Here is a 17,896-nt window from a genome sequence, read left to right on the forward strand (position 1 = left end):
TAAAGATAAAAGGAATGCTCTGGATCGATCGGCCTAGATCGTGCCAACGTTGACTCCTAAACTGCAGCTGCAGCTTCGCGGTATGTATCAAATGACCTCGCTTAAAAAAATTTGATGTTATGAAAGAATCATTATTCCTAAGTTTGCGATTCCGGATGACAATCGGTGTGCTCTTGGGGGTTGTGCCGCCGATGCTTGCAGCAATATGGTTTGCCAGTTTTCACGCAGCTAACATTATTCGATCGCAAGCAAAACAAAACCTCGAATTAAAAGCAGATGTCTTAACGGAAAGCATCTCTCGCTGGGAACAAATGAACGTTCGATTGTTGCGCAGCATCAGTCAAGATCCGAGTACAGTCAGCATGAATGCCAGCAAAATGTTGCCGCTGCTAGTTGGCATCAACCGCAGCTATAGCCACATATACCTTGCCGAAGCTTACAATTTAGAAGGGTACGTTGTTGCCCGCGGCAGCGGCACGCCGCCCGATCGCATCAAACGCAGCGATCGCTATTGGTTTAAAAGTGCAGTTGCTGGGACTGAAATTACTCACGAAGCTTTGATATCTCGCTTAACGGGAAAACCAGCAGTTATTTTCTCAACACCCATTCGGGAATTTGCGAGTTTAAGTTTGGGCGATCGAGGAAATTCAGTCAGCGAATTGCAGCAGCAACTCAAACAACTCGGCTATTACAAAAACGAAATTACGGGAATTTACGGCAACACCACCGCCCAGGCAGTTGCTCAATTTAAAAAAAAATATTCAGGCTTGCCTGCAGGTAGCCGCGTCGATTTTACAACCAAGCAGCTTCTCGAACTAGCAACTAATTTTCAACAAAAATTTTCTCAAACACACCAATTAAATTCAATCGATAAATCTGCCGACCAACTGGAAAAAATTCAAGGAGTAGCTGTTATAGGTATACTATTAAGCGACATCGCTAGCTCGATCGGAACAGTCCGTATCGGCAAAACTGGCTTCGCTTTTTTGGTAGACAAAAAAGGTCAATTAATCGCTCACCCCGATCCGAACTTACTAGCTCAAAAGCAACTAATAAACCTCAGCAACTATCCGCCAGTCAAAACTCTACTAGCAGGCAAAAGTGGTGCATTTTACTTCGCCGACGATCGGGGAATGAAATGGCTTTCATGTCTGAACCAATTAGAAAGTGGCTGGGGCGTAATTATCTTGCAGGAAGAAGCCGAGGTTTTAGAAAAAGAACAGTTATTTTGGCAGTTGGCAATTACTATTGCCGCCATTGCAGTCTTGGGAGTTGGCGGTTTGACGTGGATATTAACCAGCCGTTTGGTTCGGCCGATCGGGGACTTGACAGTTGCAGCAGCACAGCTTTCTAACGGTGACTGGAATCAAAGAGTAAATATCGATCGCCAAGATGAATTGGGAACTTTAGCCAAAGCTTTCAATCGCATGGCTGTGCAGTTGCAAAAGTTATTTGCTAGCTTGGAAACCAAAAATCAGGAAGCAGACAAAGCTCGCACCGAAGCTGAAACAGCTAGCAAGGCAAAAAGCTTATTTATGGCAAATATGAGCCACGAACTCCGCACCCCTCTAAATGCGATTATCGGCTACAGCGAAATGTTACAAGAAGAATCCTTCGACCTCAATTGTGAAGAATTAGTCCCTGATTTGCAAAATATTAATAATGCAAGCAGACATTTACTATCTCTCATTAATGATATTTTGGATATTTCTAAAATTGAAGCTGGTCGCATAGAATTATACTTAGAAACTTGCGAACTTTCGACAATCATTCAGGATGTCGCTACTACTATTAAACCTTTGGCTGACAAAAATCGCAATGCTTTCGTAGTAAAGTGTCCGCCCGATCTCGGCACGATTTATACTGATGTTACTAAGATTTATCAGTGTTTGTTAAACCTGCTGAGCAATGCCAGCAAATTTACCGAAGCTGGTGAAATTACTTTAGAAGTAAGACGCTTTAGAAGGGAGAGGGAAGAGAGAAGAGGGAAGAAGGAAGAAGCCCAATGGAAGTCGGAAGAAAAATTTAGTCTTCTGGGAGGGGAGGAAGTAGAATCGGATGTTTTAGGTTTAGAAGCGAAGCGAGAAAGAGGCAAAAGCGAGAAAGAATCAGAGTCGGATATTCCGGCTGGTGAAGAATGGATTAGTTTCAAAGTCAGCGATACTGGAATTGGAATGAACGCAGAGCAAATTGAGAGAGTATTCCAAGCTTTTACGCAAGCGGATGAGTCTACTACTCGCAGGTACGGTGGTACGGGTTTGGGACTGGCAATCGCCAAGAAATTCTGTCAGATGATGGGTGGAGATATTAGTCTGGAGAGTGAGTTGGGAAAAGGGTCAATTTTTACTGTAGAATTACCAGCGATAGTCGCTAAAAAAGCAGCTAGTTAAAGAGTATTTGCCAACCAATCATTGCCAGCGCCAAATCTGCGATCGCGTGGCTGATATAACTAGACCAAAGTGAACGGTAAGTCAGATAAGACTGAGACCAAATTATCCCGGCGGCGAAGACAGCTAAGGAGCCCAAGATTACAGCCTGCCAGTCGCTGTAAGCTGCTATTACAAAAATGTGGTGGAGGGTAAAAAATAGCGAACTCAGAAATATTGCTTTTGTTCCCGGTATGAGAATCTGGCACTTGTTGCAGACAAACCACCGCCAAGTAAATTCTTCAATCAGCGAGTTAACCAGCACAAAATATGCTTCAACAATCAAGTAAATATTAGCGCTGGTAATACCTAATTGGTGCGATTTTTCTTTAGCAATTACAGGATCGATCCAGTGCTGGCCGAAAAGCCGATAGATACCTACAATCACCGCAAACATGAATATTCCCCACATAGATCCAGCCAGCAATTCTTGGGGCTTGGGCAGGGATAAACGCAGTTTTTTGCGATCGACCAAAACAGACCACGCGAGCGGAAAAACCAGCAACCAAACTTGACACAACACTGACAGTATTTGTCCCCAGATTCCCGGGGCAATATACAAGGCTGCTATGATACCAATACTAGCAGCAGGGACAAGCAGTGTTAGAGCCAATAGTGCTGTTTTGCGATCGCCCATGTGCAGCATTTGTCACCCTTTATTTGAAAATTAGATTAATATCAAAGGTAAAAGCTTGGCGGCGGCGGACAGGTGATACCACTTTCCAAAAACAATGCAACTGTAGGCCCGCGATCCCAACCATTATCCAGTAAGTCATTCCCAAGTCTTTAATCTAAAATCTAAAATGCTATGAGTTTTGTGCCGCTTATAAAAGTGGCGCTTATTTGTTGCAACGAAAAATATGCAGTTGCACAAAATGGAAGACTCCGCTGCTAAAGCAGTTTTGGTTGCAACAAAGTCTTTATTCAAGCACAATTTGATATTATGTTGGTATTTGCGGCTCCAAATACCATAATATAATCTAATCCTTAGTAGCTGTGTATTTTGGCTGAATGACGATCGCAATTGATTTTGGAACTAGCAACACCGTCGTCGCTCGCTGGAATCAAGCCCTCCAGCAGCCCGAAACTTTGAAATTACCGGGATTGTCGGCAATCTCGGCTCAAAACCCGCCCCTAATTCCCAGTTTACTCTACGTTGAGGACGCTGCGGCAAATAAAGTAATACTCGGTCAGCAAGTCCGCGACAGAGGCCTTGATTTGAGTGGAGATTCTCGGTTTTTCCGCAATTTTAAGCGGGGAATTGGCACTTCTGTTCAGGGTTTTGTGCCGGAACTTGACGGGCAACTTATTACTTTTGAACGAGTAGGTGAGTGGTATTTGGGCCAAATTGTGAACTCAATTCGCGAACTGCCCTTGCCCGTAGATTCTTTGATTTTTACTGTGCCAGTAGATAGTTTTGAAGCTTACCGCCATTGGTTGGGCAAAGTGTCTGAATCTCTGCAAGTAGAACAGGTGCGGATATTGGACGAACCTACGGCGGCTGCTTTGGGTTATGGTTTAGCCGATCGCGAAATTCTGTTAGTCATTGATTTCGGCGGCGGAACTCTCGATCTTTCTGTAGTGCGTTTGGACGCTTCCTCCGACAAAAAGCCTCTCGGTTTTATTCTCAAGTGGGGCGAAAAGTTATTAGCTGAATCTTCAGCGCAAAAGGCAAAAGTTGCCCGGGTTTTGGCTAAAGCCGGACAAAATTTAGGCGGTTCTGATATTGATAATTGGTTGGTTGACTATTTTTTCAAAACAAAAGGGCTGGCAAAATCTCCGATAACAACCAGATTAGCAGAACGGTTAAAGATTCAGTTGTCTTTGGTGAATCAGGCAGTTGAGGTTTATTTTGATGACGAAAATTTTGAGAGTTACGAATTAGAATTAGATCGATCTCGCTTTGAATCTATCCTCGCCGAACATCAGTTTTTTGACAACCTCGACGAGTGCATGAATCAAGTATTGCAGCAAGCGCGGCGCCAAGGCTTAGAAGTTGGCGACATCGATGCAGTTTTGCTCGTTGGCGGTACTGTACAAATTCCCGCTGTGCAGCGTTGGGTGCAGCAATATTTCGAGCCTGCAAAAATTCGCTGCGACAAACCCTTTGAGGCGATCGCCCAAGGTGCTCTGCAACTGAGTCAAGGCATAGAAATCAAAGATTTTCTCTATCACAGTTACGGCATTCGCTACTGGAACCGCCGCGAAAATTGCCACAGTTGGCACAGTTTAATTAAATCCGGCCAGTCTTATCCGATGAGCGAACCGGTAGAATTAGTCTTGGGAGCTTCTTTAGAAAATCAACGAAGTATAGAATTAATTGTCGGCGAATTGGGAGCGGAAACTGGCGGCACGGAGATATATTTTGATGGCGACAGGCTAATTACTCGCCAACTCGCGGGTCAAAGATCGGTACAGCCGCTAAATGACAAAGACGGAGCACGCAGCATCGCTCAATTGACGCCGCCAGGGTATCCCGGGAGCGATCGCATAAAAGTTTTGTTCCGCGTTGACGAACAGCGCTTTTTACGCATTACTGTGGAAGATTTGCTGACAAATGAAACTTTGTTAGAGGATAAACCAGTGGTGCAGCTAAGTTAGGAATAGGCTTTACAGGTAACGTGCGCTTCGGCGCACCCTACTGATTGGATGCAAAACAAATTGATTGTTAAACGTAGATGAACTACAAACTAGAATTTCCACTCTCTCCCGAATTAGAAAAGTATCGCGACCGAATCGAAGCTACGATTAAACCTTACATTGAAATTAAAATCCAGAATAACGATAGGCTTAATTGGTGGCAGAGTAAATTTGGGGGATGCCCCTATTTACCTAAAGGCTTTGAGTATCCAAAAACTGCTGAAGGTAAATATTTATTTTTGCTAGCACAAATCAACTTTTCTGAAGTACCGCCTTTAGATAGTTTTCCCGATCAGGGGATTTTGCAGTTTTATATAGCCGACGATGACCTATATGGTTTAAAGTTGGGCAATTCCGCCAATGTAGATAATCCCGCACTCGCAGACAGATTCAAAATAATCTATTTTCCTCAGCCCGACTTCACAGTTGAAAACATGATTACCAATTATGATTTTTTGCCTAAACCGGAAGCTTTTCCTATAGATGGCTGTTGCAGCTTGCAATTTACTAAAAAATATGCGCCGATTAGTACCAGTAACTACAAATTTACCGAACAGTTAGGAGAAGAAATTGATGAGTTATTTCTAGAGGATGAAATTAGGGATAAGTACCTAGAAATATCGTCTCCTTTTGGTCATAAAATAGGTGGTTATCCTGATTTTACACAAACCGACATAAGAGAATATAGTAGTAAGTGCGATCGGAAACACAAGGAAGATATTCTTCTATTCCAAATGGATACCGATAGAAATGATACAGTAAAGATTATGTGGGGAGACACTGGTGTAGCTAACTTTTTTATTGATGAATCAGCACTCAGACAATTAGATTTTAGTAAGGTTTTATACAATTGGGATTGTAGTTAAAAACAGCAGTGAGTGAAGTAAACTCACTTGAAAAAATAGAATACCCAGAACCCCAACTTCTTTAATAAGTCGGGGTTCTAATGCCCCATGCCCAAGGACCTAAATTTGAGATTTGTGCACCACGACGGGTGTTCCCACCGAATTGACGCCGCCAGGGTATCCCGGGAGCGATCGCATAAAAGTTTTGTTCCGCGTTGACGAACAGCGCTTTTTACGCATAACTGTTGAAGATTTGCTGACAAATGAAACTTTGTTAGAGGATAAACCAGTGGTGCAGCTAAGTTAAGGATAGACTTTAGATAATTTGGTTGATAATTCGGCTCTTGAAATCGCTGCATAGAGTCAAACTTTCGTCCGAGCAGAGGGGGACTAAGAAATTACTGGTTTACTTCCAGGCTCTTCCTGGGAACGCAGATCCGGAGGAAGAGCCTCCAATTTTCCGGCTCAGAAAGCCAGGCTCTTCCTCTGAACATCTTTTCCCAGGCTCTTCCTAGGAATTAGTTAGTTTTTGGAGATGTCTATTGGAGACGACAACCTATGCAGATAGTTAGGTTTATGGCTGCGTAGGGGATTGACACGGCTACCACTTTAGGCATAGAGTTTTATTTAAAATACTCTCGCATCAGAACCGTCAGTCTTTCATTGTAGTATCAAGATTTTCATTAACCCCAATCCTAGGAGATTAACACGTATGAGTACAGCTCCCGGTTTACCCCTCTGGGTGCAAGATAGAGAAGAAGTTCTGAAACAGGATGATGGAGTAGAATGGCGGGACGGGAATCGTCCAGACTATTCTCGCACTAATGCTTTCATGGCAAAGGAAAGGAAACACAATCATGCCGAAGGGTCTTTGAATGCGATCGCCTATAACCTGGTGAGAACATTTGAAATGGAAGCATCCTTCAAAACCAATCCCCAACAATGGATCTCTGTAGTTACGGATAAATTCCGTATGAGCACTAATGGAGGAAAAGAATACACAGCCCAAGAAGTTGTAGATCAGGGAACCTATAATCTCTTTCTAGAAAACTCAGACTACTACCGCGCCTCTGATGAAACCTTTAAATCCTCCTACAACCTCTTTCACACAGCTTTTCCCGATGGCTTTCACTGGGAATTAGTCGAAGTCGTTGCAGGGCCTCCTAGCGTTGTGTTTAAGTGGAGACACTGGGGTGTTTTTAGTGGAGCTTACAAAGATCATCAAGGGACAGGAGAAACTATTGAAGTTATTGGTCTTAGCATTGCTAAAGTCACAGAGGATTTAAAGATTGAGTCTGTAGAACATTTCTTTGACACCAATAATTTCTTAACAAACTTAACGAGAGGAGGGACAAACTTAACGACAGGAGGATGTCCCGTGAGTCATTAATCAAAGGAAGAGGTCATATCGTTTCCGCTTACATCGGAATCATACATAATTGTTCGAGTTGCGGTGCAAGCGTCTCGCTCGCTATAAGTAGCGAACGCGAGCGAGACTATCGCTTTCGCTACTGTATGATTCCGATGTAAGCGGATTTGATATTACAGCTTGCAATTTACTAAAAAATATGCACCGATTGGTACTGATGACTACCAATTTAGTCAAGGTTTAGGAGAAGATTTGTATGAATTATTGAGCAATAACGATCGCATCATGAAACAATCTTTAGAGATATCGAGTCCCTTCGGTCATAAAATAGGCGGTTATCCCGATTTTATACAAGGCGACGCAAGATGGGGTAATAACCCTGATAGTGACACAGAGCAAAATATTCTTTTATTTCAAATGGATTCCTCTGTTGAGGATGCCGTACATATTCTGTGGAGAGACGACGGCATATGTAACTTTTTTATTTCTCCATCATAACTTATCAACTTAGACTTTACTGATGTTTGGTACAAGTGGGCTTGTGCTTGAAAGCAGCAGCTAAGTAAGCTCACGTAAAAAAACATAATACCCAGAACCCCAACTTCTTTAATAAGTCGGGGTTCTAACAGATTGAATAGCGTTCGACTATGCCCAATTCTCCACGCCCAATTCCCCATGCCCATGCCCTAAACCTGAGATTTGTGCACTACAACGGGTGTTCCCACCGAGGCCCATTCAAATAGCCATTTAGCGTGATTGACAGCTACATTCGTGCAGCCGTGAGTAACGGGATTGCCAAACAAATTGTGCCAGTAAGCGCCGTGAATTGCCATGCCTCCGTCGTAATACATTGTATAGGGAACGTCCGGCACGTCGTAGTCCGGCCCAGTCATTCTAGTAACGCGGTATTTGGTTTCAACCGCAAAGGTTCCCGTGCGGGTAGGAGTCGATGATTTGCCGCTGGAAATAACCACCGCGTAAACTGCTGTATTTCCTTCCCAAGCTATTAACCTTTGTCTTGACAAATCTATTTCAATCCAGCGTTCGCTGGATTGCTGCAACTGCATAATTTTATTGGCAATTATGTTGTGCTGTTCGCCGGCAATTGCAGGAATTGAACCGCCGCAGAATGCAGCAAAAGTGAGGGCGCAGCCGGCACAGAAAGTTCCAGCGCGGCGGAAGTAAATTGAGTTGATAATGCTGTTCATTCCTCACACCTCGTACGATTTTAGATTTTAGATTTTAGATTTTAGATTGAGTTGTACTATTTTAGATCTTAGATTTTAGATTCGAGATTGGAAAGAGGGCTTAACAAGTTGTTAAGTTTTGGGCGAGAGTTCGGGCAATTTGGACGATCGCCCGCCAATCTCCATTTTCCACTAAGTGTTTAGGAAATAAGTCTCCGGCTAAACCAACGGCGATCGCCCCGGCGTCAATAAATACTTTGGCATTTTCCAGCGTCACCCCGCCAGTGGGAATTAAAGGAATGTGTCCCAAGGGGCCTTGCAGGCTTTTCAGGTAGGCGGCGCCTCCCAAAGCCGATATCGGAAACACTTTAACGCAGGTAGCGCCTGCTTGCCACGCGGTCACAATTTCCGTAGGAGAAAAAGCACCGGGGACGATCGGCACTCCGGCGTCAACTGCTGTTTTAATCATAGTTAAATCGGTGTGGGGAGTAAACAGAAACTGAGCACCGCAGTCTATTGCTTGCTGCAACTGTTCTAAGTTTAATAAAGTGCCGGTGCCAATACTAAAAGTAGGGAATTCAGAGCGGAGTTGGGCAATTAATTCAGCGGCTTTGTGGGTGTTCCAAGTAATTTCAATAAACTGGATTCCTCCTGCTGCTACCGCTGATGCCATCTGCCAAGCAAGTTCCTTTTCGGAGGAACGGATAACGGCGATCGCTCGATGTTTTTTTAGCTGTTTCAACCAAGATTGATGATTCATACCATTTGAAATTTTAGATTTGAGATGGGAAGCCAAAATAGGGAACTCGTATTATTCTAATTTACATATAATTTTAGTACAGATTACCAAATCCGCTTTTAGATGGTAGGGTGCGGCTCTTTTGTAGTAGCTGCCGATCGGTTAAATAAAGAACTTGCTCCCTGTCAATCGATTTTAGATTTTAGATTTTAGATTTTAGAATCGACCCCACGGATGAATCCGGGGTCCCGGATCTAATTACTTTCGGTCATCGGAAAATTTCGCAGAGATCGAGAAATCGAGTTGCAAATATTCCTTTAGCTAGGAGGTACAAAAATCCACCAACCTTAGTGTATCGAGCTTATTGCCGTGACAGTAGCGGCGGTGGTCTTAGCAAGACCGATCGCGCTTAACAGAAAGCCATATCATAACTAACAAAAATTCGAGCAAGTCGCATCCTGCCGTAATCCTCTAGAGATACTATTCGACTGCGATCGCTCTGACTAATTTACCTACCTGGAGGGATGCCACAAATTGCTGAACTTCAGAAATTAATAATAGGAGAACTATTTATACCAACATCCGCCCAAAAAAACCCGATCTTGCTTGTCCTATAACCACAAATAGGTGAGCGATATGCCTCAGGCACGCTACGCGATCGCAACGGATTTAGTATGATGCACTTACAATACCCAACTCACTCTAAATTATTGTAGAAAAATATGACCGATCGCAACTCACCAACTGATAACATTAAACAATCAGTCCGACGCGCCACCTCTGACTCTAGGTTCGAGCGACTGGCAAGGCTGGGATATGCCGCCAAAGGCTTGGTTTACTTTATTATCGGTTTTCTAGCCGCCCAAGCAGCTTTTGGCACTGGCGGTAGAACCACAGATAGCAGCGGTGCCTTAAGCACAATTGTCACCCAACCCTTCGGAAAATTCCTGCTGTTTCTTGTGACAATTGGCATTATTGGGTACGTTCTTTTGCAAATTGCTCAAACGATTCTCGACCCGGAACACGCTGGTGAAAAAATGGATGCCAAGCGAATTGCCCAGCGCGTTGGCTATGGTTTTAGTGCGTTAGCTTATTCAGGTTTGGCGCTGACGGCTGTCAAATTAATTATCGGTTCTGGTGGTAAAAGTGGCAATGCAACTGAAGATTGGACGGCCCAATTTTTAGCACAACCTTTTGGACGGTGGTTGGTAGGATTGGCAGGAGTAATTGTTATTGGTGTCGGTTTTTATAATCTCTACCAATCTTATAAAGCTAAGTTCCGCCGCCATTTAAAACTCAGTCAAATGAGTCAGGCAGAGCAAACTTGGGCGGTGCGGTTGGGTCGATGTGGTATTGCTGCCCGCAGTATTGTTTTCGTGATTATCGGTATTTTCTTAATTCAAGCTGCCAAACTATCGGATGCCAGTCAAGCTAAAGGATTTGGTGAAGCGCTAGCAATCTTGGCACAACAACCTTTTGGTTCTTGGCTGTTGGGAATTGTCGCTTTAGGTTTGATTGCTTATGGCATATACTCCGCGATCGAAGCTCGTTACCGGCAGATTGTGCGTTGAAAAACTGGTGAATTTTCCAGTTAAACTATATTAAATCCCCACTAAGAATGGTTGGTAGTGCGGAGTTTAGTCCGTTCCGAGCGCCGGACTAAACTCCGCACTACCAACCGTTTTTTATTATGCTAATCAATCGGACACGATCTGATATGATAAGTAAGTGCACTTAATTAAACGTAACATCCAAATCCCCGAAAAGCTTACTGGAGCGGTATTCTTCCTTCTTCCTTCTACTTATCACCAGCCCCCAATCCCAAATAAAAATCGGGGCGATTCCAGACAATCCCAGAATCACCCCAATTACCGATTTTAAACTTTAGATTCAATCCAAAATCCAAAATCCAAAATCCAAAATCAATTAGGCAATAGTTGCCATTTTCACATCGCTATTAGCCAACAAATTTTGCAATTCGTCCGAATCCACAGTTTCCTTTTCAACTAGCATATCTGCCAAAGCATTAAGGACGTGGCGGTTGCCGACGAGTACATCTTTAGCGCGGCGGTAAGCTTGCTCTACCAACAAACGCACTTCATCATCGATCGTCGCTGCGGTTTCTTCGGAGAAATCGCGTTCGGCCATGATATCGCGACCCATGAACATATTGCCTTGTTGGCGGCCCAGAGCTACAGGGCCTAGCCGATCGCTCATTCCGAAGCGAGTTACCATTTGCCGCGCTACTCTTGCTACTTGCTGCAAGTCGTTCGAGGCACCGGTTGTCACTTCTTCTTCGCCGAAGACAATCTCTTCAGCAATGCGGCCGCCCAAAGCTACCGCCATTTGATTTTGCAAGTAAGAGCGAGAATACAAGCCAGAATCCATCCGATCTTCGCTCGGTGTGAACCAAGTCAAACCGCCAGCGCGGCCGCGGGGGATAATGCTAATTTTCTGCACGGGGTCGTAGTCGGGCATCAAGGCACCGACTAAAGCGTGACCGGCTTCGTGGTAAGCTACCAAAGTTTTGCGCTTTTCGCTCATCACGCGGTCTTTCTTTTCTGGGCCGGCGAGCACGCGGTCGATCGCGTCGTTGACTTCATCCATCGAAACTTCGGTCAAGTTGCGGCGGGCTGCCAAAATTGCTGCTTCGTTCAGCAAGTTCGCCAAATCGGCACCGGTGAAACCGGGAGTCCGGCGGGCAATTTTCTCCAAGTCCACATCTTTCGACAAAGTTTTGCCGCGGGCGTGAACGTTGAGAATTTCTAGGCGGCCTGAGAAGTCGGGGCGATCGACTACAACTTGGCGATCGAAGCGACCCGGACGCAGCAGCGCGGCATCTAGCACGTCGGGGCGGTTTGTGGCAGCAATCAGAATGATGCCAGTATTGCCCTCAAAGCCGTCCATTTCTGTCAGCAACTGGTTCAGGGTTTGTTCCCGTTCGTCGTTACCACCGCCCAAACCAGCTCCCCGCTGGCGGCCTACGGCGTCAATTTCATCGATAAATACGATACAAGGAGCGTTCGTTTTAGCTTGTTCAAACAAGTCGCGGACGCGGGAAGCACCGACACCCACGAACATTTCCACAAATTCTGAACCGGAAATCGAGAAGAAGGGAACGCCTGCTTCTCCAGCAACTGCTTTTGCGAGCAAGGTTTTGCCTGTTCCGGGAGGGCCGACCAGCAGCACGCCTTTGGGGATTTTTGCTCCGACTGCGGTGAAGCGGTCTGCATTTTTCAGGAAGTCCACGACTTCTGCGAGCTCTAGCTTGGCTTGTTCGATGCCGGCCACGTCGCCGAAAGTCACCTGAGTTTGTGGCTCCATTTGGACTCTAGCTTTGGATTTGCCGAAGTTCATGGCTTGGTTGCCGGGCCCGTTTTGGGCGCGCCGCACCAGGAAAAACAGTCCCACCAAGAGCAGGATCGGGAAGAACAGGCTGCTGAGGGCTTTTACCCAAAAGCCTTCGTCGCTTTGGGGCAGAACGGAAATGTCTACGTTGTTTTTGGTCAGGATGTTGATCAGTTCGGGGTCGTTCGGCAGGTTAACGATTACCTTGTTGCCGTCCTGAGCTGTAACCAGAGCTTTGCTGCGGTCAGAACTGATATTTATTTTGTCTACTCTCTTGCCTTCGACTTCCTGAATGAATTGACTGTACTTCCAAACTTCCCTACTTGGGGGCTGTTTGTCAAAAAATGCCGTTGCTAAGGCAATGACTACAATAGCCAGCAGTGCGTACAGGCCAGCGTTTCTCCAGCGTTTATTCACCGAGGTCGATCCTCCTAATTTTTAGTCCCTGCGATTTGGGATTTTTTATTTATGTTCATCAATCTTAACGTAATTGTAACTTGTTTGGGGCCGGCAAGAATCTTGTGAAAGAAGAAGGAGTTTAGTTATATAGGAGAGAGGGCAGAGGGCTGGGCTGGGCTTCGGCTTAAGGCTAAGGGCATTTGGAGAATTCCCAAACAGTCACGGACGATCGCACCGTTGCTTCCCAATAGTGCGCTTGTAGGCTAGATTTAATCTGCGATCGATGCGATCGAACTGTTCGATCGACCTCTAAAATCTTAGTTGGTTACACCTAAAAAGTTAGTTTGTCAAGGATGCTGAAAATGTTGTGCGAGTGCGAGCTGAGCGTCACTGCTTTGCCGGATGATGCCACTTATCTTAGAAGAGTGAATCTTTATAGGAGCGATCGCCCGAAAAAAAAATTGAAACAAGATCGATGACAAGTTTCTGCTCTGTAGCGATAGATTGAGCTTAGCACCTTTCCCCATAGGGAACAAGCCAATCGGTACAAGCGTCTAGTCGGTCAAAGTATTTATTGGGTGAAATAAACTCAATCGCCGGACGCATTTTTCTATTAATATACCTTTATTTTTTTACTGGAAATTGTCAATGTCAGACTTGCAAGATACTTTTATTTTCAACGGTCAGCGCCTACAGTACAATCGACTCAAACACAATAATTTTCCGAGTTCTGAGAGAGCAGTAGAAATCCCCATAGCCTGCAATTTTCTGGCCAGATTAAAGGATAAAAGCAGACTGCTGGAAGTGGGCAACGTGCTGAAACATTATGAACAACTTATCGAGCGAGATCTGGCCGAAATTCAAGCTAGAAGAATTATAGACAAATACGAAATAGCTGATGGAGTAGACAATGTAGATTTAATGGATCTTGCACCATCTGAGAAATATAGTGCTATAATTTCCATCTCTACAGTAGAACATATAGGACAAGGAGCTGAACCAAATGAAACTTACGGTGAAAAACTAGAAAAGTGCGATCGAGAAGGGCCTTTAAAGGCGATCGCTAAAATCTACGATTTGCTGGCAGATGGCGGCGAAGCATTGATTACAGTACCCTTTGGCAAACTTTTAGAAAGGGGATGGTTTATTCAGTTCGATCTTGATTACTTGAACCTCTTATTTAAAAAATACAATATTCCGCAAACAGCGATAAATCCAAGTTTTTTAAAGTTAGTCCAAGCCTACTACCGACCTACGCACTGTTCTGTTTGGGTACAAGCGGATCCCCTAGAACTTAGCAACGTAGAATATGATTCGCCTTTTGGTTTTGCCAATGCGATTGCTGTTCTAGAAATCACCAAAGTTCCTTCAAACATCTCTAATTTTACTCTACAAAGCCTTCCCCCAAAAACCGAAAAACTTTTGATGACCAGCAGGCTCTGTGTATACAAAGATTTCCAAACAGATTATTATCAACACTGGATTTCCCAAATGAGGGAGCCTTTTACTCCTCGCCGCAAACAGTGGGAATTTGTAGCAATTGTCCAAGCTTTGCAAGAAAGAAACTTTCTGGGTAAGGGCAAAAAAGGTTTAGGATTTGCTGTTGGAAATGAACCGTTACCGTCTTTGTTTGCTGCTTTGGGCTGCGAAATCACAGCAACCGATCAAAGTATTGATTCCCTTAGCGCCAAACAATGGGGCGAGACAGACCAACTTTGTAAAGGGAAACAAGCTCTCAATGTCAAAGGCATTTGTCCGCCAGAACAATTTGACAGATTAGTTGAATTTCGGGAAGTAGATATGAACTACATTCCTGAAGATTTGAAGCTTGGACAGTTTGACTTTATTTGGTCGTCTTGTGCTTTTGAACACATAGGTTCGATCGAAAAAGGGCTGCAATTTGTGCAAAAATCTTTGGCTTGTTTGAAGAGTGGCGGAATTGCGCTTCACACAACAGAATATAATTGTACGTCGAATACAGGTACGCTAGATTTACCCCATTTAGTATTTTACAGGCGTCAAGATATCGATCGACTAATTGAAGAATTAGAGAAGCAAGGACATTGGGTAGAGCCGGTAAACTATGACATGGGCAATGAAGAGCCTGACTTAAAAATAGCAAAGCCACCTTATACTGAGCCGCATTTAAAATTAGAAATGGGAGGTTATGTTGCCACATCTCTGCTTCTGATTATCCACAAAGATTTTCATAAAAAATCAGAAACTTTCAAATTCTCAGCAGTTGGCAGCCAAAAAATAGAAAAACCGCTCAAGATTCTTTACGACATTTCTGTCCTCGGATACGGCCATCACGTAACTCGTTCTCGAACTGGTGTTGCCAGAGTTATCGAGAATATCGCATTAGGTCTACTTACCTCAACAGAATTAGAGCTATCTTTTTGTGCCACTCATTCTATAGGAGCCGTCCACAATTCCCTGGATTACTTGGAATCGCAGCCAATTTTTAAAGACATACCCTTTGTACATCCCAGCTTTATTTATCAATTGCGAACCAAGCTAATTGAACTTTACATAATGCTGGAAAATCAGAGTAAAGTTTTGATAAATAATGGCAGCGAATCAGAGGCTCTGTCTTTGATAGAAAGTTTAAAAAATCCTCTGGTTCAGGCGATGAATCTCACCGCTAATCATAACTCTATCGATCCAAATATTTTGAGCAAAACAGATATTTTTCACTCTACCTTTTATCACATTCCAGACCAAGTAAGGCAAATTAAAAACCTGAAAAAAGTTACCACAATTTACGATTTGATTCCCATTGTCTTGTCGGATTTATTTGTCGGCAAAAACGACGGCGATTATCAGAGAATGGTAATGACATTACAAAGCTTAACTCCTGAAGATTCCGTAATCTGCATCTCTCAAGCTACTAGAAACGACCTACTCAATCATGTCAAAAATCTTGACCCAGCAAAAGTTTCCGTTTCCTACCTAGCAGCTAATCCGGATATATTCTATCCCTGCTATGACACTAACAAAATTGCAGCAATCCGAAATAAATACTCCATACCTGATGCACAATACATCTTGGGTGTAAGTACGATAGAACCTCGAAAAAACATCCAACACGCCATCCGTTGTTTTGCAAAATTAGTCCAACAGCAAGGTATTAAAGATTTGTATCTCGTATTAGTGGGTGCTCTCGGCTGGGATTACGAACAGATATTTGCAGAAATATCCCAGAGCAGTTTATCAAAAGACCGGGTGATTATGACTGGTTATGTAGCTGATGAAGATTTAGCGGCACTGTACAGCGGTGCGCTAGCATTTGTTTATCCATCGCTCTATGAAGGTTTTGGTCTTCCACCTTTAGAAGCAATGCAGTGTGGCGTTCCAGTCATTACTTCAAATACCTCATCTCTTCCCGAAGTAGTTGGTGATGCAGGAATTACGATCCATCCTCAAGATGCTGACGGACTTTGCCACAATATGCTCAAAATTTATAACAGTCCATCTTTGCGAAATGAGATGTCATTAAATTCGCTGAAACAAGCTCAAAAATTTAGTTGGGACAGGTGTATTCAGGAGACAATTGCTGCCTACAAAATTGCTTTATCTAGCTAAAATATTAATCGATCAGAACCATATATGCTACCATCAAGCCTAGAGCCAATAAAAGTTATCTACGATATTTCAGTCCTGGGACAAGGACATTTGCATTTGCGCGCTCGCACGGGAATTTTTAGAGTAGTTGAAAGTATTGCTGAAGGATTAACCAGCTCGAAAGAATGCGATTTACTGTTTAGCGTAAATCAGTATTTTCAGTTGCTTGATGCTAGCCTCGATTATCTAGAATCTAATCCTAAGTTAGCAAAAGTTCCCCTGCTGCACTCAACTTTTCCCAGGATTTTTTACAAAAAGCTACTCGATACTTACAATCTGGTTGGGTGTCAAATAAAAAATAATGCGGCTAGCAATCCAGGGGAGGATAAGTTATTTTTGGAGGAAGTGAAAAATCATCTAGAAAACACGAGTAAAATGATTGGGGCTTACTCTAATACTCTTGACTCTCGCAGTTTAGATGAAGTCGATATTTTTCACTCTCCCTACGATGAAATACCTGCATCTGTTAAGAGAGGAAAGAAACCGCAAGCATTTCTCACAATTTATGACTTAATCCCGGTTTTATATCCCCAGTTTCTGCTGAGCGAACAAATCCCTTTACTTTACAAAAAAACTTTAGCAAGCATTTCTCAGAAAGACTGGGTGATTTGCATATCGCATTCAACAAAAAACGACCTTTGCAATTATCTAAACATGGACGAGTCGAGAGTTTTCGTCACGCATCTGGCTGCGGAACCGACTGTGTTTTACCCCTGCCACGATGCGGAAAAACTTGCTTCGACTCGGAGCAAATACGGCATTCCAGATGCTCCTTATATTTTGAGTTTGGGTACATTGGAACCTCGGAAAAATCTCGACGGTGCAATCCGCAGTTTTGCTAAACTAATTGAGGAACAAAATATTAAAGATTTGTATCTGGTGTTAGTGGGTACTCCGGGATGGAAATACGATAAAATTATGGAAGAAGTTTCTAAACAAAACTTTCTAAAAGAGCGGATAATTTTTACAGGATACGTCCCCGAATCTGATTTGGCAGCGCTTTACAGCAGTGCTTTAGCATTTGTCTATCCGTCGTTTTATGAAGGTTTTGGTTTGCCGCCTCTGGAAGCGATGCAGTGTGGAGTACCGGTGATTACCTCAAATACATCTTCGCTTCCCGAAGTAGTTGGGGAAGCGGGAATTATGGTAGATCCAAAAGATACCGACGCGCTTTGTCATAGTATGCTGGACATCTACAACAAATCATTGCTGCGAGAAAGTATGTCTTTAAAATCCTTGGCACAAGCTAAACTTTTTAGCTGGCAAAGGTGCACTCAAGAAACTATCGCTGCTTATCGAACTGCTTTATCGTAATTTTA

13 protein-coding genes are annotated in these 17,896 nt (G+C 43.6%); 9 read left to right on the forward strand and 4 right to left on the reverse strand.

Annotation, left to right across the window (positions count from 1 at the left end; all coding sequences use genetic code 11):
- The first annotated feature begins 155 nt into the window (after positions 1 to 155).
- Positions 156 to 2,390 carry an ATP-binding protein gene (locus QUA13_RS13880; protein ID WP_333199298.1) on the forward strand — a complete coding sequence of 745 codons (2,235 nt, stop codon included), beginning with the start codon at positions 156 to 158 and terminating at the stop codon, positions 2,388 to 2,390.
- Here QUA13_RS13880 and QUA13_RS13885 read toward each other — a convergent pair.
- Entirely contained in the window at positions 2,383 to 3,072 is a 690-nt protein-coding gene (locus QUA13_RS13885) for a CPBP family intramembrane glutamic endopeptidase (protein WP_333199301.1), read from the reverse strand. The genes QUA13_RS13880 and QUA13_RS13885 overlap by 8 nt on opposite strands.
- Before the next feature lie 365 nt (positions 3,073 to 3,437).
- Here QUA13_RS13885 and QUA13_RS13890 point away from each other — a divergent pair, with 365 nt between their 5' ends.
- The 5 genes from QUA13_RS13890 (at position 3,438) to QUA13_RS13910 (ending at position 7,778) form a co-directional block, all read left to right on the forward strand.
- The gene (locus QUA13_RS13890; RefSeq protein ID WP_333199302.1) at positions 3,438 to 5,027 is read left to right on the forward strand and encodes an Hsp70 family protein; all 1,590 of its coding nucleotides are present in this window, start codon (positions 3,438 to 3,440) and stop codon (positions 5,025 to 5,027) included.
- A gap of 77 nt (positions 5,028 to 5,104) precedes the next feature.
- On the forward strand, positions 5,105 to 5,932 hold the full coding sequence (locus QUA13_RS13895; RefSeq protein WP_333199304.1) for a YwqG family protein: 828 nt from the start codon (positions 5,105 to 5,107) through the stop codon (positions 5,930 to 5,932).
- A gap of 112 nt (positions 5,933 to 6,044) precedes the next feature.
- A complete protein-coding gene (locus QUA13_RS13900; protein WP_333199306.1) occupies positions 6,045 to 6,218 on the forward strand; it encodes a hypothetical protein in 174 nt (57 codons plus the stop codon).
- A 405-nt stretch (positions 6,219 to 6,623) separates the two neighbouring features.
- Positions 6,624 to 7,301, forward strand: a complete 678-nt coding sequence (locus QUA13_RS13905) for a SnoaL-like polyketide cyclase (RefSeq protein ID WP_333199308.1) — start codon at positions 6,624 to 6,626, stop codon at positions 7,299 to 7,301.
- 159 nt (positions 7,302 to 7,460) lie between these two features.
- Positions 7,461 to 7,778, forward strand: a complete 318-nt coding sequence (locus tag QUA13_RS13910) for a DUF1963 domain-containing protein (RefSeq protein WP_333199310.1) — start codon at positions 7,461 to 7,463, stop codon at positions 7,776 to 7,778.
- A 188-nt stretch (positions 7,779 to 7,966) separates the two neighbouring features.
- Here the strand turns inward: QUA13_RS13910 and QUA13_RS13915 are convergent, their stop codons facing one another.
- A complete protein-coding gene (locus QUA13_RS13915; protein ID WP_333199311.1) occupies positions 7,967 to 8,488 on the reverse strand; it encodes a L,D-transpeptidase in 522 nt (173 codons plus the stop codon).
- A gap of 100 nt (positions 8,489 to 8,588) precedes the next feature.
- The gene (locus tag QUA13_RS13920) at positions 8,589 to 9,227 is read right to left on the reverse strand and encodes a bifunctional 4-hydroxy-2-oxoglutarate aldolase/2-dehydro-3-deoxy-phosphogluconate aldolase (RefSeq protein WP_333199316.1); all 639 of its coding nucleotides are present in this window, start codon (positions 9,225 to 9,227) and stop codon (positions 8,589 to 8,591) included.
- A gap of 701 nt (positions 9,228 to 9,928) precedes the next feature.
- Here QUA13_RS13920 and QUA13_RS13925 point away from each other — a divergent pair.
- Complete coding sequence (locus QUA13_RS13925) at positions 9,929 to 10,777, forward strand: DUF1206 domain-containing protein (RefSeq protein ID WP_333199322.1); 849 nt, start codon at positions 9,929 to 9,931, stop codon at positions 10,775 to 10,777.
- 355 nt (positions 10,778 to 11,132) lie between these two features.
- Here the strand turns inward: QUA13_RS13925 and ftsH3 are convergent, their stop codons facing one another.
- Positions 11,133 to 12,971: an ATP-dependent zinc metalloprotease FtsH3 gene (ftsH3, locus tag QUA13_RS13930; RefSeq protein ID WP_172187434.1), complete on the reverse strand. Its 1,839-nt coding sequence runs from the start codon at positions 12,969 to 12,971 to the stop codon at positions 11,133 to 11,135.
- Between the two features lie 630 nt (positions 12,972 to 13,601).
- Between ftsH3 and QUA13_RS13935 the strand changes: the two genes are divergently transcribed.
- Together QUA13_RS13935 and QUA13_RS13940 are read left to right on the forward strand one after the other, a co-directional pair.
- Positions 13,602 to 16,538, forward strand: coding sequence for a glycosyltransferase (locus QUA13_RS13935; RefSeq protein WP_333199325.1), 2,937 nt, complete (start codon positions 13,602 to 13,604; stop codon positions 16,536 to 16,538).
- A gap of 24 nt (positions 16,539 to 16,562) precedes the next feature.
- A complete protein-coding gene (locus QUA13_RS13940; RefSeq protein ID WP_333199327.1) occupies positions 16,563 to 17,891 on the forward strand; it encodes a glycosyltransferase family 1 protein in 1,329 nt (442 codons plus the stop codon).
- Positions 17,892 to 17,896 lie beyond the last annotated feature (5 nt).

It is taken from the genome of Microcoleus sp. S28C3, from assembly GCF_036700785.1.
GTDB lineage: Bacteria > Cyanobacteriota > Cyanobacteriia > Cyanobacteriales > Microcoleaceae > Microcoleus > Microcoleus asticus.